This is a genomic window from Streptomyces sp. LZ34 (genome assembly GCF_053890475.1).
Window position 1 is genome coordinate 3729751 of record NZ_CM132680.1, and the last position, 26592, is coordinate 3756342.

At 73.2% G+C, this 26592-nt stretch carries 21 protein-coding genes; 4 read left to right on the top strand and 17 right to left on the bottom strand.

The genetic code is table 11. The features are described 5' to 3' along the window. Positions 1-7 precede the first annotated feature (7 nt). The 6 genes from ACWY4P_RS14460 to ACWY4P_RS14485 form a co-directional block, all read right to left on the bottom strand. The gene (locus ACWY4P_RS14460; RefSeq protein WP_456210953.1) at positions 8-859 is read right to left on the bottom strand and encodes an SAM-dependent methyltransferase; all 852 of its coding nucleotides are present in this window, start codon (positions 857-859) and stop codon (positions 8-10) included. Next, positions 849-1835: an agmatinase gene (speB, locus tag ACWY4P_RS14465; protein WP_456210954.1), complete on the bottom strand. Its 987-nt coding sequence runs from the start codon at positions 1833-1835 to the stop codon at positions 849-851. The genes ACWY4P_RS14460 and speB overlap by 11 nt, the downstream gene beginning before the upstream one ends. Beyond that, positions 1832-3265 carry a hypothetical protein gene (locus ACWY4P_RS14470; protein ID WP_456210955.1) on the bottom strand — a complete coding sequence of 478 codons (1434 nt, stop codon included), beginning with the start codon at positions 3263-3265 and terminating at the stop codon, positions 1832-1834. Before ACWY4P_RS14470 ends, speB begins: the two co-directional genes overlap by 4 nt. Then, positions 3262-3939, bottom strand: coding sequence for a DUF3865 domain-containing protein (locus ACWY4P_RS14475; RefSeq protein WP_456210956.1), 678 nt, complete (start codon positions 3937-3939; stop codon positions 3262-3264). The genes ACWY4P_RS14470 and ACWY4P_RS14475 overlap by 4 nt, the downstream gene beginning before the upstream one ends. 149 nt (positions 3940-4088) lie before the next feature. Continuing rightward, the gene (locus ACWY4P_RS14480) at positions 4089-4511 is read right to left on the bottom strand and encodes a RidA family protein (RefSeq protein ID WP_456210957.1); all 423 of its coding nucleotides are present in this window, start codon (positions 4509-4511) and stop codon (positions 4089-4091) included. After that, positions 4508-5632, bottom strand: coding sequence for an acyl-CoA dehydrogenase family protein (locus tag ACWY4P_RS14485; protein WP_456210958.1), 1125 nt, complete (start codon positions 5630-5632; stop codon positions 4508-4510). The genes ACWY4P_RS14480 and ACWY4P_RS14485 overlap by 4 nt, the downstream gene beginning before the upstream one ends. Positions 5633-5758: 126 nt before the next feature. Here ACWY4P_RS14485 and ACWY4P_RS14490 point away from each other — a divergent pair, with 126 nt between their 5' ends. Continuing rightward, complete coding sequence (locus ACWY4P_RS14490; RefSeq protein WP_456210959.1) at positions 5759-7471, top strand: AMP-binding protein; 1713 nt, start codon at positions 5759-5761, stop codon at positions 7469-7471. A gap of 4 nt (positions 7472-7475) precedes the next feature. Next, positions 7476-8351, top strand: a complete 876-nt coding sequence (locus ACWY4P_RS14495) for a PaaX family transcriptional regulator (protein ID WP_456210960.1) — start codon at positions 7476-7478, stop codon at positions 8349-8351. Positions 8352-8388: 37 nt separating this feature from the next. On the opposite strand, the gene ACWY4P_RS14500 is transcribed toward ACWY4P_RS14495, so the two are convergent. From ACWY4P_RS14500 to ACWY4P_RS14510, 3 genes are read right to left on the bottom strand one after another with little or no spacing between them, the layout of a single operon-like run. Further along, positions 8389-8937 (bottom strand): DinB family protein, encoded by a 549-nt coding sequence (locus tag ACWY4P_RS14500; protein ID WP_456210961.1) that lies wholly within the window; start codon positions 8935-8937, stop codon positions 8389-8391. A gap of 8 nt (positions 8938-8945) precedes the next feature. Next, positions 8946-11318: a bifunctional salicylyl-CoA 5-hydroxylase/oxidoreductase gene (locus ACWY4P_RS14505; protein WP_456210962.1), complete on the bottom strand. Its 2373-nt coding sequence runs from the start codon at positions 11316-11318 to the stop codon at positions 8946-8948. Further along, positions 11315-12142 (bottom strand): enoyl-CoA hydratase family protein, encoded by an 828-nt coding sequence (locus ACWY4P_RS14510; protein WP_456210963.1) that lies wholly within the window; start codon positions 12140-12142, stop codon positions 11315-11317. Before ACWY4P_RS14510 ends, ACWY4P_RS14505 begins: the two co-directional genes overlap by 4 nt. A 310-nt stretch (positions 12143-12452) precedes the next feature. On the opposite strand from ACWY4P_RS14510, the gene ACWY4P_RS14515 reads away from it, so the two are divergent. Next, positions 12453-12965: an ATP-binding protein gene (locus ACWY4P_RS14515; protein ID WP_456210964.1), complete on the top strand. Its 513-nt coding sequence runs from the start codon at positions 12453-12455 to the stop codon at positions 12963-12965. Here the strand turns inward: ACWY4P_RS14515 and argF are convergent. The 6 genes from argF to ACWY4P_RS14545 form a co-directional block, all read right to left on the bottom strand. Beyond that, on the bottom strand, positions 12940-13956 hold the full coding sequence (gene argF / locus ACWY4P_RS14520) for an ornithine carbamoyltransferase (protein ID WP_456210965.1): 1017 nt from the start codon (positions 13954-13956) through the stop codon (positions 12940-12942). The two genes, ACWY4P_RS14515 and argF, sit on opposite strands and share 26 nt — an antisense overlap. A 132-nt stretch (positions 13957-14088) precedes the next feature. Further along, complete coding sequence (locus ACWY4P_RS14525) at positions 14089-15312, bottom strand: arginine deiminase (protein ID WP_456210966.1); 1224 nt, start codon at positions 15310-15312, stop codon at positions 14089-14091. A gap of 69 nt (positions 15313-15381) precedes the next feature. Continuing rightward, a complete protein-coding gene (locus tag ACWY4P_RS14530) occupies positions 15382-16260 on the bottom strand; it encodes a hypothetical protein (protein WP_456210967.1) in 879 nt (292 codons plus the stop codon). Between the two features lie 14 nt (positions 16261-16274). After that, the gene (locus ACWY4P_RS14535; protein ID WP_456210968.1) at positions 16275-18407 is read right to left on the bottom strand and encodes a hypothetical protein; all 2133 of its coding nucleotides are present in this window, start codon (positions 18405-18407) and stop codon (positions 16275-16277) included. A gap of 343 nt (positions 18408-18750) precedes the next feature. Beyond that, positions 18751-19443: a Crp/Fnr family transcriptional regulator gene (locus tag ACWY4P_RS14540; protein WP_456210969.1), complete on the bottom strand. Its 693-nt coding sequence runs from the start codon at positions 19441-19443 to the stop codon at positions 18751-18753. 194 nt (positions 19444-19637) lie between these two features. After that, complete coding sequence (locus ACWY4P_RS14545; protein WP_456210970.1) at positions 19638-21182, bottom strand: MFS transporter; 1545 nt, start codon at positions 21180-21182, stop codon at positions 19638-19640. Between the two features lie 72 nt (positions 21183-21254). Between ACWY4P_RS14545 and ACWY4P_RS14550 the strand changes: the two genes are divergently transcribed. Then, entirely contained in the window at positions 21255-22232 is a 978-nt protein-coding gene (locus ACWY4P_RS14550) for a GlxA family transcriptional regulator (RefSeq protein WP_456210971.1), read from the top strand. Between the two features lie 19 nt (positions 22233-22251). Here the strand turns inward: ACWY4P_RS14550 and ACWY4P_RS14555 are convergent, their stop codons facing one another. Both ACWY4P_RS14555 and ACWY4P_RS14560 read right to left on the bottom strand, forming a co-directional pair. Further along, on the bottom strand, positions 22252-24954 hold the full coding sequence (locus ACWY4P_RS14555) for a polynucleotide kinase-phosphatase (protein ID WP_456210972.1): 2703 nt from the start codon (positions 24952-24954) through the stop codon (positions 22252-22254). Next, entirely contained in the window at positions 24951-26525 is a 1575-nt protein-coding gene (locus tag ACWY4P_RS14560; protein ID WP_456210973.1) for a 3' terminal RNA ribose 2'-O-methyltransferase Hen1, read from the bottom strand. The genes ACWY4P_RS14555 and ACWY4P_RS14560 overlap by 4 nt, the downstream gene beginning before the upstream one ends. Positions 26526-26592 lie beyond the last annotated feature (67 nt).

A 26592-nucleotide genomic window follows, 5' to 3' on the forward strand; every position in this document is an offset into this window, starting at 1 on the left:
CCGGCGGTCAGAGGTCCTGGGCGATGAAGACGCCCCAGGCGATGGACATGTCCCGCTGCGCGGTGATGCGGTCGGCGACGGAGCCGCGCCAGTCCCGCAGCATCCCTTCGGCGACGCCCTCGGCCCGCAGCTCGTCGAACTTGTCGTCGATCTGCCGCAGCATCCGCTCGAAGAACGGGATCAGGTGGTGGCTGAGATCCCAGGAGGCCAGCAGGTTCAGACCGGCGCCGTCCACCAGCCGCCGGTAGTCCCGCGGCGAGGCCAGCTCCCCCACCGCGTTGCGTTCGCTGAAGCTCCTCGCCTGTTCGGCGGTGGCGTGGTCGGCGCGCATCACGTCGGAGAAGGCCAGCACGCCGCCGGGCCGCAGGCACCGGCGTATCTCCTTGAAGAGCGCTTCGCGGTCCAGGACGTGGCAGAAGACGTCCTGGCTCCAGACCACGTCGAACCGGCCGGACCACTCCGCGGGCAGTCCCTTCTCGAAGTTGCCGGCGGTCACCGCCACGCGGTCGGCGATGCCCAGTTCGCCCGCCCGCCGCAGGTTCACCTCGTTCTGCGCCTCGCTGAGGTTGAAGCACTGCGCCTGGCAGCCGTAGCGCTCGACCAGGCGGTGCGTCGCCCCGCCGAAGCCCGCACCCAGATCCATCACCTGAGTGTCCGCGGTCAGCGGGCGCGCCCAGTGCGCCAGGTCGGCAAGCAGGTCGATGCTCTTGCGCGCGGCCTCGGGCAGGGACTCCGTACCGTCCTGGAAGACCCCGTAGTGGATGTCGTACCCGCCGTCGCTGAGCACGGACCGGTAGAAGGCCACCGATGAGGGGACGTCGTACTGTTCCAGGAGCTGGGCTTCCAGGTCATTCTTCACGGGTGCCTCCCGGAGAGTCCGCGAGCAGACAGAGAATCTCGAACAACAGGGTCGCGCCGGCCAGTGCGGTCACCCCGGCGGAATCCCACGGCGGCGCCACCTCGACGACATCGCCGCCGATGACGTCGATTCCGCTCAGGCCGCGCAGCAGCTGCTGGGCCTCCCGGGTGGTCAGCCCGCCGACCTCCGGCGTCCCGGTGCCCGGGGCGTAGACGGGATCCAGGGCGTCGATGTCGAACGTGACGTAGACCGGGCCGTCTCCGACCACGCGACGGGCCTCCGCGACGACGCCGTCCACGCCCAGGCCGGTGAGTTCCTCCATGGTCACCACGCGCATTCCGTGGTCCAGCGAGAAGCCGATGGCCTCCATCGAGTACTGCGATCCGCGGATCCCGATCTGCACACAGCGCCGGGGGTCCAGCAGGCCGTCCTCGACCGCCCGGCGGAACGGGGCGCCGTGGTGGAACCGGCAGCCCATCAGGTCGTCCCAGGTGTCGGCGTGGGCGTCGATGTGCACCATTCCCACGGGTTCGTCGGCGCCGAGCACCCCGAGTATCGGGTAGGTGATCGAATGGTCGCCGCCGACGGTCAGCGGGCGCACGCCGGCCTCGTGGACCGTCCGGTAGTAGCGCCGGATGTCCTCCAGCGCCTCCGGCAGTTCGAAGGCGTGCTCCAGCAGCACGTCCCCGACATCGCCGAGGCGCAGCCGCTCGTGCGGGTTCAGCCGGGTGACGTGGTGGACGGGCTTGATCAGGCTGGACTGGTTCCGGACCTCGCGGGGACCGTGCCGCGCGCCCGGCCGGTTGGTCACGCCGCCGTCGTACGGAACGCCGATGAGCGCCACGTCGAGCCCGTCGAGGCTCTCCACGCGGGGGACCCGCAGGAGGGTGGGAAATCCCGTGTAGCGGGGAATCCCCAGGGCGTCGTACTCGGCGCCGGTGACCGGGTTCCGCTCCTGATATCTGGAATCCGTCATGCCCGCACCGCCCTGTGGTCGGACACTGGATTCTCTGCCATCCTCTTCTCCTGTTCCCGCAGTATGTCCGCCAGACCCCGGGGAATAGCGCGGTAGCTCCAATCCAGACTGTTGTATCTCGACCAGAGATCCGCGAATTCGCCCGGTGTCAGACGGCAGCCACGGACGTAGTCCTCGACCGCTCCATGGGACTCCCCCGCTCTGACGCACAGTTCGAACGCCAGCCGGGTCTCATCGATCTCCCCCACGCATTCGAAGGGCTTGTGCCCTTCAAGGCCCAGCAGTTGCCGGTAGAACCGGCGCAGCTGTGGCCGCGTGAACGGCGACTCGTCGCCGAACACCTCGCGCACTTCCGGGTTCCCGGGAAGATATGCGCGGTAGGAGAGCCATACATAGGCGCACTTGGGGCATGATCTGCACCACGGCGGGTCGATGTTGCACGAGTGCACAGAGGCGATGTCCCCCGGCCCGGCCAACTCGGCCAGGGCCCGGTAGATGAAGACGTCGGAACACGGCTTCAGCAGGCTGTAGGCGGAGAAGTTCGCCACCAGCTCCTCGCGGATGTATTCCGTGAAGAGGCTCTCGCACTCGACGGTCTTGCTCCACGCGTGATTGACGCTCTCCCCGTCGACGACGAGGTTCGCGCTGTCGGCGCTCCGCTCGTTCCCGAACACGAGTTGTGTGTAGCCGCCGTCCAGCATGATGGGCAGGGCGTCGAAGAACCCATGGGCCATGGGCGTGTCCTCGTCATTGCGGATCTGGGAGACGCTGTGGCCCGGGATGCCGTGCAGTCGCGCGCTCGGCGAGTTCAGGAACGTCTCCACCACGTACTGGGGATGATTGACGGCCGGCGGTGCCGCGAGCCGGTGGAGAAAGCGTTCATTGTGCTCGACGCGCCGTACCGGGTCCGCGTCGGTGTGGAAGTTGATGGAGAAGGTGTCGAACGGAACGCCGCCGCGGTCCAGCAGCTTCGCCATGACGAGGCTGTCCTTCCCACCGCCGTTCCCCATCAGCAGATCCGTGGTGCCCGGAACGATCGCGGCGGGCGGAACGGATTGCCGCCCGGCATCGTCCGCCACCACCTGCGCACCCGGATAGTCGAGGTTTCCGCTCTCGAACCGCCACTGCCCCAGCGTGCCCTGGGTGCTGCGGGCCCACAGCCGGGCAACGCGCGGGTTCCAGTGACGTCCGTAGGCGCCCAGGAGCAGGTGCGTCGGCTTCAGACTCTGGATCTTCTGCCCGTGGAACACATAGATGTGGAAAAGGACTTTGTCCAGCAGTTCCTTTCCGTACACCGATTCCAGCCGGTCGAAATCCACGGTGGGATACCACAGAGTGGAGGTGTACACGACCCGGTCGAATCGGTACAGCAGCGTGAGACTGTGCTTCGAGCGGCTCATGCCCTCCAGAGCGAGCTCGATCCTGGTCATCGGAGCGAGGTGGCCAGCCCGCCCCACCAGGTCCGCATCGCCTGGACCGCCCCGTCGAATCCACGCTGGATACCGGCCCGGTCGAGCCCGTATTCGTCCGCCCGGTGGATGAAGGCGGCGATACCGTCCCGGTGTTCCTGCTCGACGCCGTTCAGGTGCAGGTCGAAGAATTCCACTACGGTGGTGTCCACCGGGGTGCCGCGCCGATTTCCGTACTGTTCGACGATGTCCCGTACGAGTTCCAGCTCGGCGATCGCCGCCGCCTCGGTGGCGTAGAACGCCCCGCAGGCCACGCTCTCGTCACCGGAACCGGCCAGCGTCAGCACGTCGTCCACGAAGCGGACGGTGACCTCGGACGGGACGTGCTCGTCGACGCGGAAGTCGAACGACCGGCGCAGCCCCTCGGAGTAGATGTCGAAGTGATTCGGCTGGTCGCTGCCGCCGCTCTCCTCCAGGTAGTTCCGCTTCAGCTCCTCCGACAGCGCCGGCACGGCACTCGCAGATTTCTCCGCCGTGCTCAGGAATTTCGGGTTCTCGCGGGAGAAGACGGAGTGCTCGTGAATCAGGAACCGCAGTTCCTCCGGCGTGCGCTCGTCCAGTTTCAGAGCACTCTTCACCTCCTCCCACAGAGAGGTGATGTCCTGATCCAGTTGGGCGACCGTACGAGTTTCCATGCCACTTCCTCCTCTTTGGAGAAGTCCCTGGACACGGAAGTCTGGCACCGGCCGCTTGCAGAACCCTTGACGTTCTCCTTGAGCCGCTGCTCCCGTCCGGGAAAAACACCAGGGGCGCAAACCCCCAATTCAGCCGCAGGCGGCAAGCGCTACGGCAGCGCCGCGATGCCGTCCAGCTCGACCAGCGCCGCCTCGTCCCACAGCCGGACGACGCCGATGACCGCCATCGCGGGGTAGTCGCGGCCCGCCAGCTCCCGCCAGACGCGCCCGAGTTCGGGGGCGGACGCGCGGTAGGCCGCGACGTCGGTGGTGTGCACGGTGAGCCGGGCCAGGTCCGCGGGGGTGCCGCCGACCGCGGCCAGGGCGGTGAGGAGGTTGGCCAGGGCGCGCCGGAACTGGGCCGGGAGCGTGGCACCGACGACCGCGCCCGCGCCGTCCAGCGCGGTCTGGCCGGCCAGGAAGACCAGGCGTCCGCCGGTGGCCGTGACGGCGTGGCTGAAGCCGGTGGGCGGGGAGAGCTCGGGCGGGTTGGTACGCCGCAGGGGCGGCTGGGGCTCGGGCAGCTCAGTCATCGGTACAGCTCCTTCGCGATGATGCCGCGCTGGACCTCGGTCGCGCCCTCGTAGATCCGGGGCGCGCGGACCTCGCGGTACAGGTGTTCCAGGAGGTGGCCGCGGCGCAGCGCCCGCGCGCCGTGGATCTGTACGGCGGCGTCCACGACGTACTGGGCGGTCTCGGTGGCCAGGAGCTTGGCCATCGCCGAGCTCCCCGCGATGCCCGGCGCGCCCTCGTCGTACGCGGTGGCGGCCGCGTAGACCAGGAGGCGGGCGGCCTCGGTGCGGGTGGCCATCTCGGCGAGCTGGTGGGAGACGGCCTGAAGGTCCTTCAACGGCCCGCCGAAGGCGGTGCGCTCCCCGGCGTGGGCCACGGACGCGTCGAGCGCGGCCTGGGCCATGCCGACGGCGAAGGCGCCGACGCTCGGCCGCAGCAGGTTGAGGGTGCGCATGGCGACGCCGAATCCCTTGTCGGGCACGCCCAGGACGTCCTCGGGGGTGACCGGGACGCCGTCGAAGGCGAGGCTGCCGATGGGGTGCGGGCTGAGCATCTCGAGCCGCTCACCGGTGAGCCCGGGCCGGTCGGCGGGGACGAGGAAGGCGGTGATGCCGCGCGAGCCCGCGCCCTGGGTGGTGCGGGCGAAGACGACGGTGAAGTCGGCCTCCGGAGCGTTGGAGATCCAGCACTTTTCGCCCTCCAGCCGCCAGCCGCCGGCCCCGTCGGGGTCGGCCCGCAGGCCGAGCGCGGCGGCGTCGGAGCCGGCCTGCGGCTCGCTGAGCGCGAAGGCGGCGACCGCGCGGCCCGCCCGGACCTCGGGCATCCAGCGCGCGTACTGCTCGGGGCTGCCGGAGAGCACGATCGGGTAGGCGCCCAGGCCCTGGAGGGCGAGCGCGGTCTCGGCCTCCGTGCACTCCCGGGCGAGCGATTCGCGCAGCAGGCACAGGTCGAGGGCGCTCACCGGCCCGTCGTCGGGGAACAGCCGACGCAGCAGGCCGAGTTCGCCGAGGGCCGCGGTCAGCGGCCGGTTGACCCGGCCGGGCGGGCCGCCCTCGGCGAGCGGGCGCAGCAGGTCGCGGGCGAGGGAACGCACTTCGGCGCACCAGCGCCGCTGCTTCGGATCGAGTGCGAACGACGGCACCGGCCACCCTCCCGTGGGAGCAGTTATCGCGATCTGTTGACTGTCGTCACCATCACGTTACGCTGACAAGGCGACTTCAGGCAGGCACGTGCAGGCACAGGGGCAGGCATAGGGGGCGCGTCCTCGATGGAGCTCAGGCCTTCGGCGCACATCGACACCTTCGCCCGGGACCATCTGCCGTCCTCCGGGCAGTGGCCCGCCTTTCTCCTCGACCTGCCCGGGCCGCCCTACCCCGACCGCCTCAACTGCGGCGCCGAGCTGCTGGATCGCACCGTCGAGCGGTACGGCGCGGACCGGATCGCGGTGCGCGCCGCCACGGGCGAGGTGTGGACGTACGGCGAACTGCGCGCCCACGTCGACCGGATCGCGCACACCCTCACCGGCACGCTCGGCGTGGTGCCCGGCAACCGGGTGCTGCTGCGCGGCGCCACCTCGCCGTGGCTGGCCGCCTGCTGGCTGGCGGTGATGAAGGCGGGGGCGGTCGCCGTGACCGTGCTGGCCGCCCACCGGGCCCGGGAGTTGGCGACGATCTGCGAACTGGCCCGGATCCGGCACGCGCTGTGCGACATCCGGTGCGCGGACGACCTGGCGAAGGCCGGGGTGCCGGGGCTGCGGACGACGTACTACGGCGGGGACGGCCCCGCGGACCTGCTGCGGCTCGCGGCCACCGCACCCGCGTCGTACGAGGCGGTGGCGACCTCCGCCGACGACGTGGCGCTGATCGCCTTCACCTCGGGGACGACCGGGCGGCCCAAGGGCTGTATGCACTTCCACCGCGATGTGCTGGCCATCGCCGACACCTTCTCGGCGCAGGTGCTGCGGCCGCGCCCCGAGGACGTGTTCGCGGGCAGCCCTCCGCTGGGCTTCACCTTCGGCCTCGGCGGCCTGGTCGTCTTCCCGCTGCGCGCGGGCGCCTCCGCGCTGCTGGCGGACTGGGGCGGCCCGGAGCGGCTGCTGGCCGATATCGCGCGCCACCGGATCTCCGTGCTGTTCACCGCGCCGACCGCCTACCGGGCGATGCTGGCGCGGCTGGACGGCGGAGCGCCGGACGGCGGCCCGTACGACATCTCCTCGCTGCGCCGCTGCGTGTCGGCCGGCGAGCACCTGCCCGCCGGCACCTGGCACGCGTGGCACCGGGCGACCGGGCTGCGGATCATCAACGGCATCGGGGCGACCGAACTGCTGCACATCTTCATCTCCGCCGCCGACGACGCGATCCGGCCGGGCACGACCGGGGTCCCGGTGCCGGGGTTCGAGGCGCGGGTGGTGGAGTTCGATACGGACGCCGGGCTGCGGCCGGTCCCGGACGGACGGCCCGGGCTGCTGGCGGTGCGCGGGCCGACGGGCTGCCGCTATCTGGCGGACGAGCGGCAGCGCGAGTACGTACGCGACGGCTGGAACCTCACCGGAGACACCTACATCCGCGACCCGGACGGCTACTTCCGGTATGTGGCGCGCGCCGACGACATGATCATCTCGGCCGGGTACAACATCGCGGGCCCCGAGGTCGAGGACGCGCTGCTGCGCCACCCGGACGTGGTGGAGGCCGCGGTGACCGGGCGGCCGGACGAGCGGCGGGGCACGGTCGTGGTCGCGCATGTGGTGCTGCGGGCGGGCGTCGCGCGTACGGAGGGCTGCGATCGACATGCGGCTGCCGCCGCGTGGGCCACCGCGCTGCGGGAGTTCGTCGCCGCGGAGCTGGCCCCGTACAAGTGCCCGCGCGAGTTCGTCTTCCTGGACGCCCTGCCCCGCACCCCCACCGGCAAGCTCCAGCGCTATCTGTTGCGGGACGGGACAGCGCAGGGCGGTAAGTGGGGTGCGGGCGGCGCCTTAGAGTGAGCGCGTGACCGGCCAGCACACGCCCCGCTCCTTGATCGTCACCTTCTACGGCGCCTACGGCCGCGGCGGCGCCGACCGCCCCGCCGGGCCCGTCCCCATCGCCGCGCTGATCCGGCTGCTGGGCGCGGTGGGCGTGGACGCGCCCTCCGTACGCTCCGCCGTCTCCCGCCTCAAACGGCGCGGGCTGCTGGTCGCCGACCGCACGGACGCCGGGGCCGCCGGATACGCGCTGTCCCAGGACGCGCGCCGACTGCTCGACCACGGCGACCGCCGCATCTACGGCCGCCCCGGCACAGGCGATGGCACAGGCGATGGCACGGGCGAGAGCCCGGGCGGCGGCCCGGGGGGCTGGCTGCTCGCCGTCTTCTCCGTTCCGGAACAGGAGCGCCACAAACGCCACCTGCTGCGCTCGCGGCTGGCCCGGCTCGGGTTCGGCACCGCCGCGCCCGGGGTGTGGATCGCCCCCGACCACCTCTACGACGAGACCCGGCACACCCTGGCCCGCCTCGAACTCTCCCCGTACGTCGACCTCTTCCGCGGCGCCCACGCGGACTTCGAGCCGACGGAGCAGGCGGTGCGCCGCTGGTGGGACCTGGAACAACTGGCGAAGCTGCACCGCGCCTTCCTGGACGCCCAGGAACCGGCGCTGGAGCGCTGGGCGGGCGGTGGCACCCCGGACCAGGACGCCTACCGCGACTACGTCCTCGCCCTGGACTCCTGGCGCGTCCTCCCCTACGCCGACCCCGGGTTGCCGCCCGCGCTGCTGCCGCGGGACTGGCCCGGCGTCCGGGCGGCGGAGGTCTTCGCGGCGCTGCACGACCGGCTGTACGACGCGGGCGCCGCGTACGTACGGGAGGTGCTGTCGGCCACGCGCGCCTGACACCTGGCGCCTGACGTCCGGCGTCCGACGCCGGGCGTCACACGCCGATCGCGCCGTCGATCCGCTCCCGCAGCAGGTCGGCATGGCCGTTGTGCCGGGCGTACTCCTCGATCATGTGGATGAGGACCCAGCGCAGCGAAACCGCCCCGAGCCACCCGTCGTCGCGCGTAATGTCCAGGTCAGGTGCCTCGGCGACGAAGCGCTCGGCGAACGCCACCTCCGCGCGCCAGGCCTGCCACGCCTCGGCGACGACCGCGGGATCGGGCACCGCGCCGTCGAAGTCCCGGTCGGGCTCGGCCTCGGTGGAGAAGAGGAGCGGCACGTCCTGCCCGGCCAGCACCCGCCGGAACCAGCGGCGCTCCACATCGGCGAGATGCCGGACCAGGCCGAGCAGCGAGAGTGTGGAGGGCTCCACCGAGCGCCGGGCCAACTCCTCGTCCACGCCCGCACACTTCAGCTCCAGGGTCGCCCGCTGCTTGGCCAGGCAGTCGACCAGGATGCCCCGCTCGTCACCGGTCGTCCGGGCGTCGAGGCGGCGGTCCTGCTCCTCGGGGACGAACAGCTCGGCCCTTCTGCGTATGGTCATGCCGCTCATCATCGCCCATCGGCCCGGCCCGTCGGGGGCCTGCGGCTGCCCGCGCGGTACGGGAGCGGCCAGGGCGCGCCGGGGCCGGAGTAGCCCTGTTCGGCGGCGGCGTGCAGGGTCCAGTGCGGGTCGTAGAGATGGGGGCGGCCGAGGGCGCACAGGTCGGCGCGGCCCGCCAGCAGAGCTGAGTTCACATCGTCCCAGGAGGAGATGGCCCCGACCGCGATGACGGGGACGCCGAGTTCGTTGCGGATCCGGTCGGCGTACGGGGTCTGGTAGGAGCGGCCGAAGTCGGGGCGCTCGTCGGGGACGACCTGGCCGGTGGAGACGTCCACGGCGTCCGCACCATGGGCGGCGAAGGCGGCCGCGACGGCGACCGCGTCGTCGGCGGTCGTGCCGCCCTCGGCCCAGTCGGTCGCGGAGATGCGGACCGTCATCGGGGAGTCGGCCGGCCACACCTCCCGTACGGCGTCGAAGACTTCGAGCGGATAGCGCAGCCGGGCCGCGAGGGTGCCGCCGTAGGCGTCGGTGCGGTGGTTGGTGAGCGGGGACAGAAAGCTGGAGAGCAGATAGCCGTGCGCGCAGTGGAGTTCGAGGAGGTCGAAGCCGGCCCGGGCGGCGCGCCGCGCGGCGGCCGTGAACCGCTCGCGGACCTCGGCGAGCCCGGCGGTGTCCAGGGCCTGGGGGACCTGGCTGACGCCGGGGCGGTAGGGCAGCGGGGAGGGGGCGGCCAGCGGCCAGTTGCCACCGGGGAGAGGGTCGTCCATGCCCTCCCACATCAGCCGGGTGGAGCCCTTGCGGCCGCTGTGGCCGAGCTGGACACCGAGGGCCGTGCCCGGGGACGCGGAGTGCGCGAAGTCGACGACGCGGCGCCAGGCGGATTCGTGAGCGTCGGTGTACAGGCCCGTACAGCCGGGGGTGATGCGGCCCTCGGGGCTCACGCACACCATCTCGGTCATCACCAGGCCCGCGCCGCCCAGCGCCCGTGCGCCCAGGTGTACGAGGTGGAAGTCGCCGGGCGTGCCGTCCTGGGCCGAGTACATGTCCATGGGCGAGACGACCACGCGGTTGCGCAGCGTCAGACCGCGCAGCCGGAAGGGGGTGAACATCGGCGGGGTGGCCGGGGGCAGCGCGGCCTCGCGCTCGACCGCCGTCACGAAGGCGGCGTCGCGCAGCCGCAGATTGTCGTGGGTGACGCGGCGGCTGCGGGTGAGGAGGTTGAAGGCGAACCGGCGGGGCGGCTGGTCCACGTACAGCGCCAGGTTCTCGAACCACTCCAGGCTGGCCCGGGCCGCGCGCTGGGTCGACTCGACGGCCGGGCGGCGCTCGGCCTCATACGCCGCGAGCGCCTCGGGCACCGAGGAGCGCCCTTGGAGATGGCCTGCGAGGTGGGTCGCGAGATGGTCGGCGAGCGCCGCGGCGTCCTCCATGGCGAGCTTGGTGCCGGAGCCGATCGAGAAGTGCGCGGTGTGCGCGGCGTCGCCGAGCAGCACCGTGTTCCCGTGCCACCAGCGCTCGTTGACGACCGTACGGAAGGCGGTCCACTGGGAGCGGTTGCCGCGCAGCGGGCGGCCCCCGAGGGCGTCGGCGAAGAGCTCGGCGCACCGCCGCGTGGACTCCCGCTCGTCCAGGCGGTCCAGGCCGGCCCGGCGCCAGACCTCCTCGCGGGCCTCGACGATGACGGTGCTGGCGCCCGGTGCGTAGGGGTAGCCGTGCAGTTGCAGCACGCCGTGTTCGGTCTCGGCCACCTCGAAGCGGAACGCGTCGAAGGCGAAGTCGGCGGCGAGCCAGATATAGCGGCAGCGGTGGGTGGTCAGCCGGGTCCCGAAGACGTCGGCGGCGGCCTGGCGGGTCGCGCTGTGCACCCCGTCGGCGGCGATCACCAGGTCGTACGAGCGGGCCAGTTCGGCGGCGGGCGGCGCCTGGGTACCGAACCGGAGCCGGACGCCCAGGGCGCGGCAGCGCTCGTGCAGGATCCGCAGCAGGCGGCGCCGGCCGAGGGCGGCGAAGCCGTGGCCGCCCGAGGTCAGCGTCCGTCCGCGGTGCACGACGTCGATGTCGTCCCAGCGGACGAAGTCCTGTCGCAGAGCGGCGTGGACGGCGGGATCGGCGTGCTCGATGCCGCCGAGGGTCTCGTCGGAGAGGACGACGCCGAAGCCGAAGGTGTCGTCGGGGGCGTTGCGCTCCCAGACGGTGACCTCGGGCCTGGTGGCCTCAAGCCCCGTGACCTCGGGCCCTGGGGTGAGGCGGCGCAGCAGCGCGGCCGCGTACAGGCCGCCGGGGCCGCCGCCGACGACGGCGATCCGCAGGGGGCGGCCCCGCGACAGCCGACCGCGCCGCGGGGCCCCGGTCGGCCGGGGCGGCGGAGTCGGCCGGGTCATCGCCCCTGCCAGCCGGGCGGGCGCCGGGCGGTGAAGGAGGCGTGGAACTCGGCGTAGTCGGCGCTGTTCATCAGCAGCGCCTGCGTGGCCGCGTCCATCTCGATCGACGCGCTCAGCGGCATGTCCAGCTCCGCCGTGAGCAGCGCCTTGGTCTGCGCGAGGGCGAGCGCGGGCCCGTCGGCGAGGCGGCGGGCCAGCGCCGCGGCCTCGGCCGCCGCCCGGCCCTCGTCGACGAGCTTGCTGATCAGGCCGATGCGCTCGGCCTCGGGGGCGCGCACCGGCTCGCCGAGCATCAGCAGCCGGGTGGCGTGCCCGAGGCCCACGACGCGCGGCAGCAGATACGCGGCGCCCATGTCGCCGCCGGACAGCCCGACCTTGGTGAACAGGAACGAGAAGCGCGCCGACGGGTCGGCGACCCGGAAGTCGGCGGCCAGGGCCAGCACCGCGCCGGCGCCCGCCGCGGCCCCGTGCACCGCGGCCACGACGGGGAAGGGGCACTCCCGCAGAGCGCGCACGACCTGCCCGGTCATGCGGTTGAAGTCGAGCAGCTCGCGGGTGTCCATGGCGAGGGTGGCGCCGATGATGTCGTCGACGTCGCCGCCCGAGCAGAAGCCACGGCCCTCCCCGCCCAGCACCAGGGCCCGTACGGAGCCCTCGCGGGCCAGCTCGGCGAGCAGGTCACGCAGGTCGGCGTAGGCGCCGAAGGTGAGCGCGTTGAGCTTCTCGGGGCGGGCGAGGGTGACGGTCGCGACGCCGGCGTCGAGGGCCAGGCGCAGATGCCGCCACTCCTCGGTCCCGGTCGCGGAGCCGGTGAACGGACTCATGGGCCAGGGCCTCCTTCAGCCGGGCGGCTGGTGCCTGCCCATCGAAGTTATCACTTGGCTGTGACTATCGTCACGAGTACGCGACAAATACGGGCGGGAGAACCGCCCGAGGGCCGCGACCTGACAAGCGAGTGGTAATAAGTCACATCAAGAGTGGTCCATAGCCTCTTACGGCGCTATCGTCCGCTTCATACCTCCCCCGGCCACCGCGGGAGGCGCCCCCAGGACCGAAGGACGGAGGACACCCGCCGCTTGCCCCGAGACCGCTGCCCCGAGACCGCAAGGTTCTCGACACCGACTGGACCGAGCCGTGCCCGTGCCCGACCCCGCCTCCGCCATCGCCTCCTGGCGCTTCGCCCTGCCACACACCCCGGTGGCCGTCCCGCTGGCCCGCGCGCTGGTCCGCAACACCCTCGCGGACACCGGCGCGCCCGTGGACTGCCACACCGCGGAGCTGCTGGCGGCCGAGCTGGTCGCCAACGCGGTGCAGCACACGGACGGCGACGAGCCCATAGAGCTGGTGATGGGGCTGGCGTCGACCGGCGAGTGGCAGGTCGAGGTGCACGACCGGGACCCGACCCCGCCGGGCGCCCTCCGCGACCCCGGCCCACAGAGCGGCCCCGGCCCACAGGACGGCCCTGGCACACAGGGCAAGCCCGACGCACCGGGCAGCCCGCACGGCTCCGGCGGCCCCGACCCGCGCGAGGTCTCCGAGCGCGGCCGTGGCCTCCAACTGCTCCGGACCCTCAGCGCGGAATCGGGCTGCCGCCCCACCCCCGAGGGCAAGGCGATGTGGTTCAGACTCCCGGCCGGGGCGCGCTGAGCGTGGCCACCAGCACCGCCTTGATCGTGTGCATCCGGTTCTCGGCCTCGTCGAAGACGACGGAGTGAGCGGACTCGAAGACCTCGTCGGTGACCTCCAGCGAGGTCAGCCCGTGCCGCTCGTGGATCTCGCGGCCGACGGCGGTGCCCAGGTCGTGGAAGGCCGGGAGGCAGTGCAGGAACTTCACGCCGTCGTTGCCGGTGGCGCGCAGCACGTCCATGGTGACCGCGTACGGGCCGAGCAGCGCGATGCGCTCGTCCCAGACCTCCTTCGGCTCCCCCATCGACACCCAGACGTCGGTGGCGACGAAGTCCGCCCCGGCCACGCCCTCGGCGATGTCCTCGGTGAGGGTGACGCGGGCGCCCGACTCCTTCGCGAGCCCGTGGGCCCGCTCCACGACCGCCTCGTCGGGCCACAGCCCCCGGGGGGCGACGATCCGCACGTCCATGCCCAGCAGCGCGCCGGTGATCAGGTAGGAGTTGCCCATGTTGTAGCGGGCGTCGCCGAGGTAGGCGAAGCGGATCTCCTCCAGCGGCTTGTCGCTGTGCTCGGTCATGGTGAGCACGTCGGCGAGCATCTGGGTGGGGTGCCACTCGTCGGTGAGGCCGTTGTAGACGGGCACTCCGGCGTGTGCGGCGAGCTCCTCGACGACGTCCTGCCCGCTGCCGCGGTACTCGATCCCGTCGTACATCCGGCCCAGTACGCGCGCGGTGTCCTTCACCGACTCCTTGTGGCCGATCTGGGAGCCGGACGGGTCCAGGTAGGTGGTGGAGGCGCCCTGGTCGGCGGCGGCGACCTCGAAGGCACAGCGGGTGCGGGTGGAGGTCTTCTCGAAGATCAGCGCGATGTTCCTGCCCGTGAGCCGCCGAACCTCGGCACCCGCGCGCTTGGCCGCCTTCAGCTCGGCGGCCAGCGCGACCAGGTGGCGGAACTCCTCGGCGGTGAAGTCCAGCTCCTTGAGGAAGTGGCGGCCGGTGAGATCTGTCGCCATGTCGGGCTCCTAGGGTGCGATCGCGAGGGGAGAACGATGGAAGTCTATACGAGACACCGCATATATACGGAAGCCCGTTCGGCCCTGCGATCGCAGACGTGACGTAGCCGTGTCCCTGGGCCCTGTGCGGGCCTAGACGGCGTCGCGCTCGACCGGGCAGCTCATGCAGCGCGGGCCGCCCCGCCCCCGCCCCAGCTCGCTGCCCGGGATCGTGATGACCTCGATCCCGCACTTGCGCAGATGGGTGTTGGTGGTCGCGTTCCGCTCGTAGGCGACGACCACCCCCGGCTCCACGGCCAGCACATTGCAGCCGTCGTCCCACTGCTCGCGCTCCGCCGCGTGCACGTCCTGCGTGGCCGTGAGCACCCGGATGGCGTCCAGCCCGAGCGCGGCCGCTATCGCCCGGTGCATATGCTCCGGCGGATGGTCGGTGACCTTGAGCTCCTGGTCGGCGCCGCCCGGCTCGATGGTGTACGAGCGGAGCATCCCCAGGCCCGCGTACTGCGTGAAGGTGTCCCCGTCGACCATGGTCATCACGGTGTCCAGGTGCATGAACGCCCGGGCCTTGGGCATGTCGAGCGCCACGATCGTCCGGGCGGAACCGGCCGCGAACAGCCCGCGCGCGAGCATCTCCACCGCCTGCGGCGTGGTCCGCTCGCTCATTCCGATCAGCACCGCGCCGTTGCCGATCACCAGGACGTCGCCGCCCTCGATCGTCGACGGATAGGCCGCCTGCCCCTCCGACCAGACGTGGAAGCCGCCGTCCGAGAACAGCGGGTGGTGGCGGTAGACGGCCTCGTAGTGGACCGTCTCGTGCCAGCGGGCGGGCCAGCGCATCGCGTTGATGGACACCCCGTCGTACACCCAGGCGGAGGCGTCCCGCGTGAAGAGGTGGTTGGGGAGCGGGTCGACCAGGAAGTCGTCGGGCTCCATGGTGTGGAAGCGGATGGAGACCGGCTCCGGATACCCCTCCAGATACTCCCGCTTGGTCATGCCGCCGATCAGCGCCCCCGCCAGCTCGGCACCGCCCAGTTCATCGAAGGCCGCCCGCAGATGGTCGGTGGCCAGCGGGCCGTACTCCTTCTCGTCGAAGACGCGGTCCAGCACCAGCGCCCGCGCCGCCGGGACGGCCATGCTCTCGGCCAGCAGATCCCCGAAGAGATGCACCTCGACGCCCCGGTCGCGCAGCACGTCGGCGAAGCCGTCGTGCTCCTGACGGGCGCGGCGCACCCACAGGACGTCGTCGAAGAGGAGCGCGTCCTTGTTGGAGGGCGTCAGCCGCTTCAGCTCCAGGTCGGGACGGTGCAGGATGACGCGGCGCAGCCGCCCGGCCTCGGAGTCCACATGGAATCCCATGTCTCCATCTTCGCCGCTGCGGTCCCGAGGTGAAGGCCGTACGGGCGTCCTGAACCGTGTGGGCCCGCGCTACCGGGCGGCCAGGACGACGATCAGGACCAGGGCCACGGAGATCAGCCCCAGCAGGACGGCCACCCACAGCTGGCCGGGCTGCAGATCGATCCGGCCGCCGTCCCCTTCCCGGCGCGGCCTCCCACGGCGCGGCCTGCCACGGCGCGGCCACCAGCGGCGCGCCCCTTGCCGGGCGGCGGCGGCCGACGCGGCCTCGTGCTCGCGGCACTCCTCGGCGGCGCTGGTGAACAGCTCCTTCCAGGCCCGCTCGCCGAAGCCCGTGGGCTGCCGCGAGTCCACGATGCGGCGCACCACCTCGCGGCCCGCGCCGCGCCGCGCGGCCCACAGCGCGGGCACCACGCACGCCAGCAGTTCCGGGATGCCGCCGCGCTGTACGCAGGGGCGGACCAGGCCGTCGTACAGCATCAGTGCGTTGCGCACCCGCAGCCGGTCGTCGGCGCCCGGCCGCTCCCCCGCGTCGAGGTAGAGCCTGGCCAGCAGCACCTTCTCGCAGACCGCGTCCGCGAGCTCCGGACCGCGCTCGGGGGCGCGGCGCACCAGCTCCACGACGACCCGGGTGGCCCGGTCGGCGGGCATCCCGTCGTCGAGCGCGCTCAGCAACAGACCGTCGTCGGCCTCGCGCAGCGCCGCGGGGAACGCCTCGCCGCCCTGCCGCAGCGCCTCGCGCAGTCCCCGCGCGCCCGCCACCGGAACGGCCGGGGCGGCCGGAGCCGCCGGGCGCGCCCGGCCTGCCCGGTCTGCGTGGTCTGCCCGGTCTACCTGGTCCACCTGGTCCACCTGGTCCGCTTTGCCTGCCTTGTCCGCGGCCTGGTCTGCCGCCTGGTCTTCGGCCCGGTCTTCGAGCATTGCCTCTTCCAACATCGCCTCATCCACCATCGCCGTCGTTCTCCTCACAGCGCTTCCAGCACCTCCCGTATCCGCGCGGCGGCCCGCGCGTCGAGCGGTTCATGGCCCTCCTGCGCCAGCAGGGGCAGGAAGTCGCACAACACCGCCAGCTGCCGCTCGTCACCGGCCGCCCGCCGCATCCAGCCCACGAGCGCGTCCTCGGCCGCCTCGGCCGATCTGGCCCAGGTCAGCGCGGCCCGCAGCAGCTCGGCCAGCGGCGCCCGGCACTCGGGCCGGGCCGCCAGCAGCGCCGTGGCCAGCGGCCAGGCGGCGTACGGTGCCGGCTCCGGCACCTCCCGCAGGCCCCACAGGTGCGAGGTGCGGGTCCCGACCGCGCGCAGCGCCGTCAGCAGCGCGAGGTCGCGGCGGGAGCGGCGGGTGTCGCCCAGCCAGTGGGCCAGCCGCGTCAGTACGGCCCCTGGCTCCGCCCCGGCCAGCAGCCGCACCGCGCTGTACGAAGCGGTGGAGCCGCCGTCCGCGTCCGCGATCCGGGCGAGCTCCTCCAGGGACGCGGCGACCGACCCGGCCACCAGGCCGTAGCCGTGAGCGAGCGCGGCGGTCGCGCGCTCCCGTTCGTCGCCACCCGCCGCCCAGCAGGCCAGCAGGCCCGCCACGGCGGGGCGTACGTCGGGGTCGCGCGACGCCTCGGCGAGCGCGGTCGCCGCCGCCATGCGCTGCACCGGGCTGTCGCCACGGGCCAGCGGGAGCAGCAGTTCGGTGAGGCCGTACAGATAGTCGCGGGCGCTGAGCACGCCCGCGGCGACGGCGGCCCGCACCCACACCTGGGGCCGTGGGTCGTCGCACAGCCCGCGCAGCCAGCGCGCCATCGGGCCGCGTGTGTTGTGGTGGTGGTCCCACACCTCGAAGAGCACCGCGGGCGCAAGACCGCGCCCCCGGAACCACACCGTACGGACCGGCACGGCCGCCTCGCCCAAATCCTCCACGCCCTCCCCCGGCACCGCGCGGGCGGCGGTGGGCAGGGCGTCGGCGGGCGCGGTGAACGGCGGGCGCCCGGGCGCGTACTGCGGGTCGAGGGTGACCGCCAGCTCCCAGGCCAGCAGTTCGGCGGCCTCGGCGGTGAGGCTGTGGGCCGAGCCGTTGAAGACGGCGAGGGCGATGCGCTGCGCCGCCCGGCGCAGCGCGGGCAGCGCGGCGGGCAGCGTGCCGGGCCGGCCGGCGTCCGCGAACCACTCGCGCGCCTGGCGCGGGGCGAACGACCGGCAGCGCGCGAGCAGTTCCGCCTCGGACAGCGCGCCCCGGGCGTGCTCGGCAAGGTGGCCGGCTAGCCGGGCCGCCTCGCCGGGCAGCGGCTCCTCCAGGCCCAGGGCCTCGGTCACCTCGGCGCTCACGGCACTCGCGCGGGCCCGGCGGAGGAGGTCCGGCGGCTCGTCGGCCAGCAGGTCGGCCAGGTGTGCGTCGAGCACGTCGGCGGCGGCCGGGGGCTCGTACGGTACGGCGTGCCGACGGCCGCGCAGCAGGCGGTCGGCCGCCTCGCCGCCGGAGACTCCGGAAACAAGGACGACGCAGAACGCCTCGTGCTCGGCGAAGTGGGCGCGCAGCCGCTCCAGCAGGGCCTCCGCGGGGGGCTCGGCGGGCAGTTCGAGCAGATAGCCGTGGCCCCGCGCGGTCTTCTCCGCCACCGGGGCGGGGTGTTCGGCGCCGGAACCGGCACCCGGGCCGGGCGCCGCGCCGAGCCGCCAGACCCCGCCCCCCGTCGTCTCGGCCAGCTCGGCCAGGAGCGCGAGGGCGGTCCAGCCGCGCCCGGAGCCGGGCTCGCCGCACAGCGCGAGGAGGTGGGTGCGGCGCAGGTGTTCCCGCATGGCGGCGTGGCCCGGGCCCCGGCGGTGGATCCGGCGCAGCCGGGCGAGCTCGTCGTGGGCCACGGGCCCCTCGGGGAGCGGGCTCGCGGGGGCGGCCTCGACCGCGTGGCGGGCGGTGTGGGGCTGTGCGTCCGGGTGCAGATTCGCGCATGCCTCGCGGGCCGCCCGGGCGCCGCCCGCCTCGCCCACGGTGCCCAGCGGGCTGTCCATGCCGCCCATGCTGTCCATGGGGTTGTCCAGGCGCGTGCCGGTCCGCTCCTCATACGGAGCGGTCTGCCGCGTCCGGCTGTCCGAGTGGGTGGCTTCCGGTCCGCTCATCGCCCCGCCGTCCTTCATGACTGGTGCCGTTCGTGTCTCGCGGCTCGGGGGCTGCTCCATAGCGTCATACGGGCTGTCATGCCGGTGTCGTACGGCCTGGCCGAAGTGGGCGGCGGGGCTCTGCCCCCGTGCTCCGCTCCGCCGCCCTTCTCCGGTGCCGGGCGCTGGGCCGCGTGCACCCCCGTCGCACACGGTCCCGCTCCCTGTGCCTTCTTCAGAGTCGCGGCCCGGAGCTCGGGCGGCTGTAGCCGTTTACACAGTCGGCGGAGTATCGATATGCGGCTCCGCCGCGTGGCCCGGGGGCGCACGCGCGGGCGCTCACTCGCGCGCCGGCCCCGGCCGGTCACCCCGTCGCGCGCCCCTCGGCCAGCAGGCGCAGCAGTCCGGCGTCCACGACCACGAAGCGGCGCGAGGCGGTCCGTACCACGCCCTGGTCGCGCAGCAGGCGCAGCGCCTTGGCGACCGCTTCCCGGGTCGAGCCCACGGCGGCGGCGATGTCGTGCTGTGGCAGCGGCAGATCCACGGAGATGCCGCCGTCGGCTTCCGGGCGTCCGGTGCGTTCGGCGAGTTCGACGAGGCGGGCGGCCAGGCGCTGCAGCACCTTCTCGGAGGCCAGGGAGCGCCGTTCGCCGTCGGAGCTGCGCAGCCGGGAGCTGAGCTGGCGCATGATCAGGACGGTGGCGGCGGGACGGGCAGCCAGATACGCGCGGAAGCGGTCGCCGGAGACGACGACCGCCTCCAGTTGGCCGAGCGCGGTGACCGTGGCGCTGCGCGAGCCGTAGTCGACGGCGGCCTGGTCGCCGACCACCTCGCCCGCGCCGCGCAGGGCCAGTATCAGGCGGACACCGCGCTCGGTCTCCACCGAGACGGTGGCCCAGCCAGAGGTGATGGCGACGACGAAGGTCGTGCGGTCGTGCTCGCGCAGCACGACCTGGGAGGGCTCGTACGTCCGGTGCCTGCCGAGCGCGAGCAGCGCGCGCCGGTCCTGTGCGGGGAGTGCGGCAAGGAAGGGCCTGCCGCCTTCAAAGAGACTCATCCGCCCTCCCCGCTCGGCGTGTTCGTCGTCCGGTTCGCGGCGAACACCTCGCTGTTCCGGTAATCGGGGCTGTTTCAGTTATAAGCACGGCGGGCGGGTGGTGCGGAACCCCGCGAACGGTCCTGAGACAGTCCGGCGAGAACCCTGCGACCGAGACATGGGCGACAGCACGCTAGGCACATGTCACAGGCACGTCAATGGCGCCTCGCCGCCCGGTCCTTCGCGGTACGGAACGCCGCGCCCGCGAGCACCGCGCCCGCGGCGGTCACCGCCGCGAAGACCCAGCCCGCGCGCAGCGCCCCCAGGTCCGGCTGCCGGGCACCGCCGGTGACCACCACCAGGGCCGCGACGCCCAGCGCGGTGCCGCCCTGCCGCGACATCATCAGCACGCCCGAGCCCAGGGACAGCCGCCGGGCGGGCAGCAGACCGGCCGCCGCGAACATCACCGGCTGGTACAGGCCGGTGCCGATCCCGGCGAGCACCAGCCCGGGCAGAAAGCCGGCCGCGTAGTGCGCCCCGTCCCCCGACGGGCCCGCCGCCACCAGCCACCACACCGGCGCCGCGGTGAAGGCGGCGGCACCCAGCACGGCGCCGCGCCGCTCCCCCAGCGCCCGGACGATGCGCCCCGACAGCATCGAGACGACCAGCACGGTCAGCGGCCACGGGGCGACGGCCAGGCCCGCACGGCGCGTCGAGTAGCCCCAGACGCCGGTGAACAGCCAGGTCGCGGCGAGCAGTATCGCCGAGTAGGCGAGGAAGTAGCTGAGCAGGCCGAGGGTGGCGGTGGTGAACCCGCGCGTGCGGAACAGCGCCGGATCGACCACCGGGTCCGGGTGCCGCCGCACGTGGACCGCACAGAGCGCGGCGGTCACGATGCCCGCGGTCAGGAAGGCGAGGGTGGCGGGCGCGGCGTATCCCCAGTCCGGCGCCTCGACGCACGCGGTGGTCAGGGAGCCGGTGGCCAGGAGCACCAGCAGGGTGCCGAGCGGGTCGAGCCGACGGGCGCGGGAGCCTTTCGCGCGTGGGCCCTGGACCGGCACGCCCTGCGCGGGCGGATCGTCCGCACGTACAGGCTCGGTACGTACAGGCTCGGCGTGTGCGGGCTCGGTACGTACGGGCTCGGTACGCGGCAGGAGCCGTACGCCCGCCGCTACCGCCGCCAGCGCCACCGGGACGTTGATCAGGAAGATCCACCGCCAGTCGGAGGCCGCGAGCAGTCCGCCCACCACCGGCCCCGAACTCGCCGCCACCGCGCTGACCGCGGTCCACACCCCCACGGCCGTGGCCCGCTCGCGCGGCGCGAAGGCGGGCAGCGCCAGCGAGAGGGAGGTGGGCACCACGACCGCCGCCGCCACACCCTGCGCCACCCGTGCCGCGATGAGCCAGCCCAGGTCAGGGGCGGCCCCGCAGCCGAGCGAAGCCACCCCGAACAGAGCCATGCCCACCAGGAAGGAACGGCGCCTGCCCGTCTCGTCGGCGAGCCTGCCCGCCGGGACCAGCAGCGCCGCGAGCACGATGGTGTAGGCGTTCAGGACCCAGGAAAGCTCGGCGGCGGAGGCCGACCGGAAGTCCGCGCCGATCGCGGGGAAGGCGATATTGACCGCGCTCAGGTCGAGTACGGCGAGGAATTGGGCCGCGGACGCCACGGCGAGGATCAGCCAGCGGCGGCGGCCGGGGCCCGGGGAGGTGGCGTCGGTGGGCACACCGCTCCCCTGGGCCTTTGTGGAAGGGGTCGTCATGCCCATCCAGCATCGGCGACGCGGCACGGGCTCACGAGTGGCAAGAGTGACAGTACCCGCTACATTTCTGCCATGCCATCGATAGCCGTCGCCGTCACCGCGGGCATGCCGATCTTCGATCTGGCCGTGCCCTGCCATGTGTTCGGCACCGACCGGCCCGAACTCCCCGACGACTGGTACGACTTGCGGGTCTGCGCGATCGGTCCGGACAGCGGCCCGGTCGCCACCCGCTCCTGGTTCGCGGCGCACACACCGTACGGGGCCGAGGAACTGGTCGCCGCGGACACGGTGATCGTCCCGGCCTCCGCCGATGTGCACGGCGACCCGCCCGGCGAACTCATCGACGCCCTGCGCGAGGCCCACCGGCGCGGCGCCCGCGTCGTGTCGCTGTGCTCGGGCGCGTTCACGCTCGCCGCGACCGGCCTCCTCGACGGCCGTACGGCGGCCACCCACTGGATGTACGCGGCGCTGTTCGCCGAGCGCTTTCCGGCCGTGCGGCTCGACCCGAGCGTGCTGTACGTGGACCACGGCGATGTCCTCACCGGGGCGGGGTCGACCGCGTGCATCGACGTGTGTCTGCACATCGTGCGCGAGGACTTCGGCAGCGCGGCCGCCAACACCCTGGCCCGGCAGCTGGTCGCGCCCGCCCACCGGCCGGGCGGCCAGGCCCAGTACATCGAGGCGCCGCTGCCGGAGCGCGCCGACGACTCGCTCGCCCCGCTGCTGCACTGGGCCGCCGAGCGCCTGCACACCCCGCTGACCGTCGCCGACCTGGCCCGGCGCGCCCACACCAGCCCGCGCACCCTGGCCCGCCGCTTCCACGCCGCCACCGGCACGACGCCGCTGCGCTGGCTACAGGCCCAGCGGATCGCGCGCGCCCGCGAGCTGCTGGAGGGCGGGGACCTGCCGGTGGACCGGGTGGCGGAGCTGTGCGGGCTCGGCACGGCGGCGAACCTGCGGCGCCACTTCACCCGGGCGGTGGGCGTGCCGCCGCACGACTACCGCCGCGCCTTCCGCGCCCGCCGCCCGGCCGTGGCCCCGCGGGCCTGACCCGACACCCCGATGCTCGCTACAACCGGGGGTCCACCGGCTCCGACTCCAGGGCCAGCACGCCGAACACCGCCTCGTGGACCCGCCACAGCGGCTCCCCGTCCGCCAGCCGGTCCAGCGCCTCGAGACCGAGCGCGTACTCGCGCAGCGCGAGCGAGCGCTTGTGGCCCAGGTGGCGCTCCCGCAGCCGGTCCAGGTTCTCCGGGCGGGTGTACTCCGGGCCGTAGATGATCCGGAGGTACTCACGGCCACGGCACTTGACGCCCGGCTGGACGAGCCGGCCGTCCCCCTTGCGCACCAGCCCCTCCAGCGGCTTGACCACCATGCCCTCGCCGCCCGCCTCCGTCAGCTCCAGCCACCACCGCACGCCCTCGGCGACCGACGCCTCGTCCTCGGTGTCGACGACCAGCCGGCGGGTGGGTGCGAGCAGCCGGTTCACATACTTCGGGGTGAAGGCGCAGAGGGAGTTGTTCGCGTACGTGTCCAGCTCCTCCCGCTCGATGAGCCGGTCGATCAGCGCGAGCTGCTGGTCGTGCGGGAGGGCGGCGAGGCTGCGGCCGCGCACCGCCAGGATCTGGAACGGCGCCAGCCGGATGCCGTCCAGGCCGTCCGTGCCGCGCGCCCCCACCGTGCGGCGCCTGCCGGTCTCCTGCCGCTCGCCCGGCCAGCCCTGCTTGGGATCCCCGACCGGCCAGCAGTAGCGCCGATACGCCTCGGTGAAGGCGGCCGCGTCCACGGCACGTTCCCGCTGCTTGCCGAGCAGGGCGGTCACCTCCACACCGCGCGCGGCGGCCGACTCAAGGGCCGCGAGCGCCCCGGGGAACACGGCGCCCGAGGCCGCGCCCACGGCCGCGTACTGGTTGCGCAGCAGCCCCTCCGCCTTCAGCGACCATGGCATCAGCTCGGCGTCGAGCAGCAGCCAGTCGGTGTCCAGCTCCTCCCACAGGCCCTCGCCGGCGATGGTGCCGCGCAGCCGGTGCAGGATGCGCTCGGTCATCCGCGGGTCGTCGAAGAACGGCCTGCCCGTGCGCGTGTACAGCGCGCCGGACACGCCCTCCGGAGCGCCGAAGCGCTCGCTCGTGGCCTCCTCGTCGCGGCAGACCAGCACCACCGCGCGCGAGCCCATGTGCTTCTCCTCGCACACGACCTGACGCACCCCGTCCGCCCGGTAGGCGGCGAACGCCTCCGCCGGGTGTTCCAGGTAGCCCTCTTCTTTGGACGTCGCGCAGGGGGCCATGGTCGGCGGGAGGTAGGCGAGCAGCTTCGGGTCGATGGCGAAGCGGCTCATGACCTCCAGCGCGGCCGCCGCGTTCTCCTCCTTCACCGCGATACGGCCCATGTGCCGGGTCTCGACGACGCGGCGGCCGTGCACGTCCTTCAGGTCCAGCGGGCGGCCGTCGGCGCCGCCCGGGCCCTCGGTCGTCAGGGGCTTGGCAGGCTCGTACCAGACCTGCTCGGCGGGGACGTCCACCAGCTCGCGCTCGGGCCAGCGCAGGGCGGTCATCCGGCCGCCGAAGACACAACCGGTGTCCAGGCAGATGGTGTTGTTCAGCCAGGACGCCCGAGGGGTGGGGGTGTGGCCGTAGACCACCGCGGCCCGACCTCGGTAGTCCTCGGCCCACGGGTAGCGCACGGGCAGCCCGAACTCGTCGGTCTCGCCGGTCGTGTCGCCGTACAGCGCGTGCGAGCGGACCCGGCCGGAGGTGCGGCCGTGGTACTTCTCGGGCAGCCCGGCGTGGCAGACCACCAGCGCGCCGCCGTCCAGCACGTAGTGGCTGACGAGCGAGGCGATGAAGTCCCGCACCCGGTCGCGGAAGGCCGGGTCGGTGGCGTCTTCCTTCTCCAGCTGCTCGATGGTCTCGGCCAGGCCGTGGGTGTGCTGGACGCCGCGGCCCTTGAGGTAGCGGCCGAGCTTGTTCTCGTGGTTGCCGGGCACGCACAGCGCCGCGCCCGAGGCGACCATGCCCATGACCAGGCGCAGGACACCGGGGCTGTCGGGCCCGCGGTCGACGAGGTCGCCGACGAAGACGGCCGTGCGGCCCTCGGGGTGTGTGGCGTCGACGGGGCGGCCGAGGGGGTCGCGACGCAGCGCGTAGCCGAGCCCGCCGAGGAGGGTCTCCAGCTCCGAGCGGCAGCCGTGGACATCGCCGATGATGTCGAACGGGCCGGTCAGATGACGCAGGTCGTTGTAGCGGCGCTCGGTGACGATCCCGGCGGCCTCGACCTCCTCCTCGCCGCGCAGGATGTGCACCTTGCGGAAGCCCTCGCGCTCCAGGGACTTCAGCGACCGGCGCAGCTCGCGGCGCTGGCGCGGGATGACATGGGCGGGCAGGTCCGCCCGGTCGGGGCGCTCGGCGTTGCGCCGCGCGCAGACGCTCTCCGGCACGTCGAGGACGATGGCGACCGGCAGCACGTCGTGCTCGCGGGCGAGCTCGATCAGGCTGCGGCGGGCCTGGGGCTGGACGTTGGTCGCGTCGACGACGGTGAGCCGCCCGGCGGCGAGCCGCTTGCCCGCGATGTAGTGGAGCAGGTCGAAGGCGTCGGGGGTGGCGCTCTGGTCGTTCTCGTCGTCGGCGACCAGCCCGCGGCAGACGTCGGAGGAGATGATCTGGGTGGGCAGGAAGTGGCGCCGGGCGAAGGTGGACTTGCCGGAGCCGGTGGTGCCGACGAGGACCACGAGGGACAGGTCGGGCACGGCGAGGCCGCGCGTGGCGGAAGTCATGCGGCCGTCTCCTTCGCGATCGTGGTGCCGGTCTCAGTAGCGCTGGTCTCAGTAGCGCCGGTCTCGGTAGCGCTGGTCTCAGTAGCGCTGGTCTCAGTAGCGCTGGTCTCAGTGGTGCCTTCCGTGTCGGTTTCGGTGCCGAGGCGGAACAGCGCGAGCTGCGTCGGCGGGCCGACCTCGGGGTCGTCGGGGCCTACGGGCCGGAACTCCACCGCGTACCCATGGCGTTCCGCGACCGCCCGCGCCCAGCCCTGGAACTCCTCCCGGGTCCACTCGAAGCGGTGGTCGGGGTGGCGTACCTGCCCGGCGGGCAGGGTCTCCCAGCGCACGTTGTACTCCACGTTCGGCGTGGTCACCACGACCGTACGGGGCCGGGCGGCGCCGAACACCGCGTACTCCAGGGCGGGCAGCCGCGGCGGGTCCAGATGCTCGACCACCTCGCTGAGCACCGCCGCGTCATACCCGCGCAGGCGGCTGTCGGTGTACGCCAGCGACCCCTGCATCAGCTTCACGCGCGCCGAACGGCGCTCGCTCATCCGGTCCAGGCGCAGCCGCCGGGCCGCCTCGTTCAGCGCGCGCATCGACACATCGACACCGACGATCTCGGTGAACCGCGCGTCCTTGAGCAGCGCGCCCACCAACTGCCCCTGCCCACAGCCCAGGTCGAGCACCCGGGCGGCGTCGGCCGAGCGCAGCGCGTCGAGGATCGCCTCGCGCCGCCGCACGGCCAGCGGCACCGGTTTCTCCTCGGTGTCGGACCGCTCGTCAACCGCGTTGTCGATCTCCTCCACCTCCGTGTCGTCCACCTCCGCGAGCCGCACCAGCTCCAGCCGCTCCAGGGCGCTACGCGTGAGCGACCAGCGGCGGGCCAGATAGCGGCTGGTGATGAGCCGCTGCTCGGGGTGGTGCTCGAGCCAGCCCTCGCCGGAGTCGATCAGCTTGTCCACCTCGTCCGGGGCCACCCAGTAGTGCTTGGCGTCGTCGAGCACCGGCAGCAGCACATACAGATGGCGCAACGCGTCGGCCAGCCGCAGCTCGCCCTCCAGCACCAGCCGTACGTAACGCGAGTCGCCCCACTGCGGGAACCGCTCGTCCAGCGGGACCGGCTCGGCGGTCACCGCCCAGCCCAGCGGCTCGAAGAGCCGCACCACCAGCTCGGCGCCGCCGCGCGCGGGGAGGGCGGGCACCTCGATCCGCAGCGGCATCGCCCGCTCCGGCAGCTCGGGCCGCGCCTTGCAGCGGCCCTTGAGGGCGCTGGAGAACACGCTGCTGAGGGCGACGGAGAGCAGTGAGGAGGCGGCGTACGGGCGGTCGTTGACGTAATTCCCGAGGGCCGCGTCCGGGGCGCCGCCCCGGCCCTTGCCCCGGCCCCGGCGCACCAGCGCCACCGGATCCACCTCCAGCAGCAGCGCCGCCGTGCAGCGCTCGACGTCCGCCTCGGGGTAGAAGACGTGCGCCGTGCCGTGGGAGGTCGAGAACCGCTGCGCCTTGTCGGGATGCTTGTGCAGCAGGAACCCGAGGTCGGTCGCGGGGCGCTCGGCGGTGCCGGTGGTGGTTATCGTCAAGAACACCCGTCCGAGTATCGCCGCACCACCGCCGCGCTTCTAATCATTTAGGACCGCATCTCCACCCCTCCTC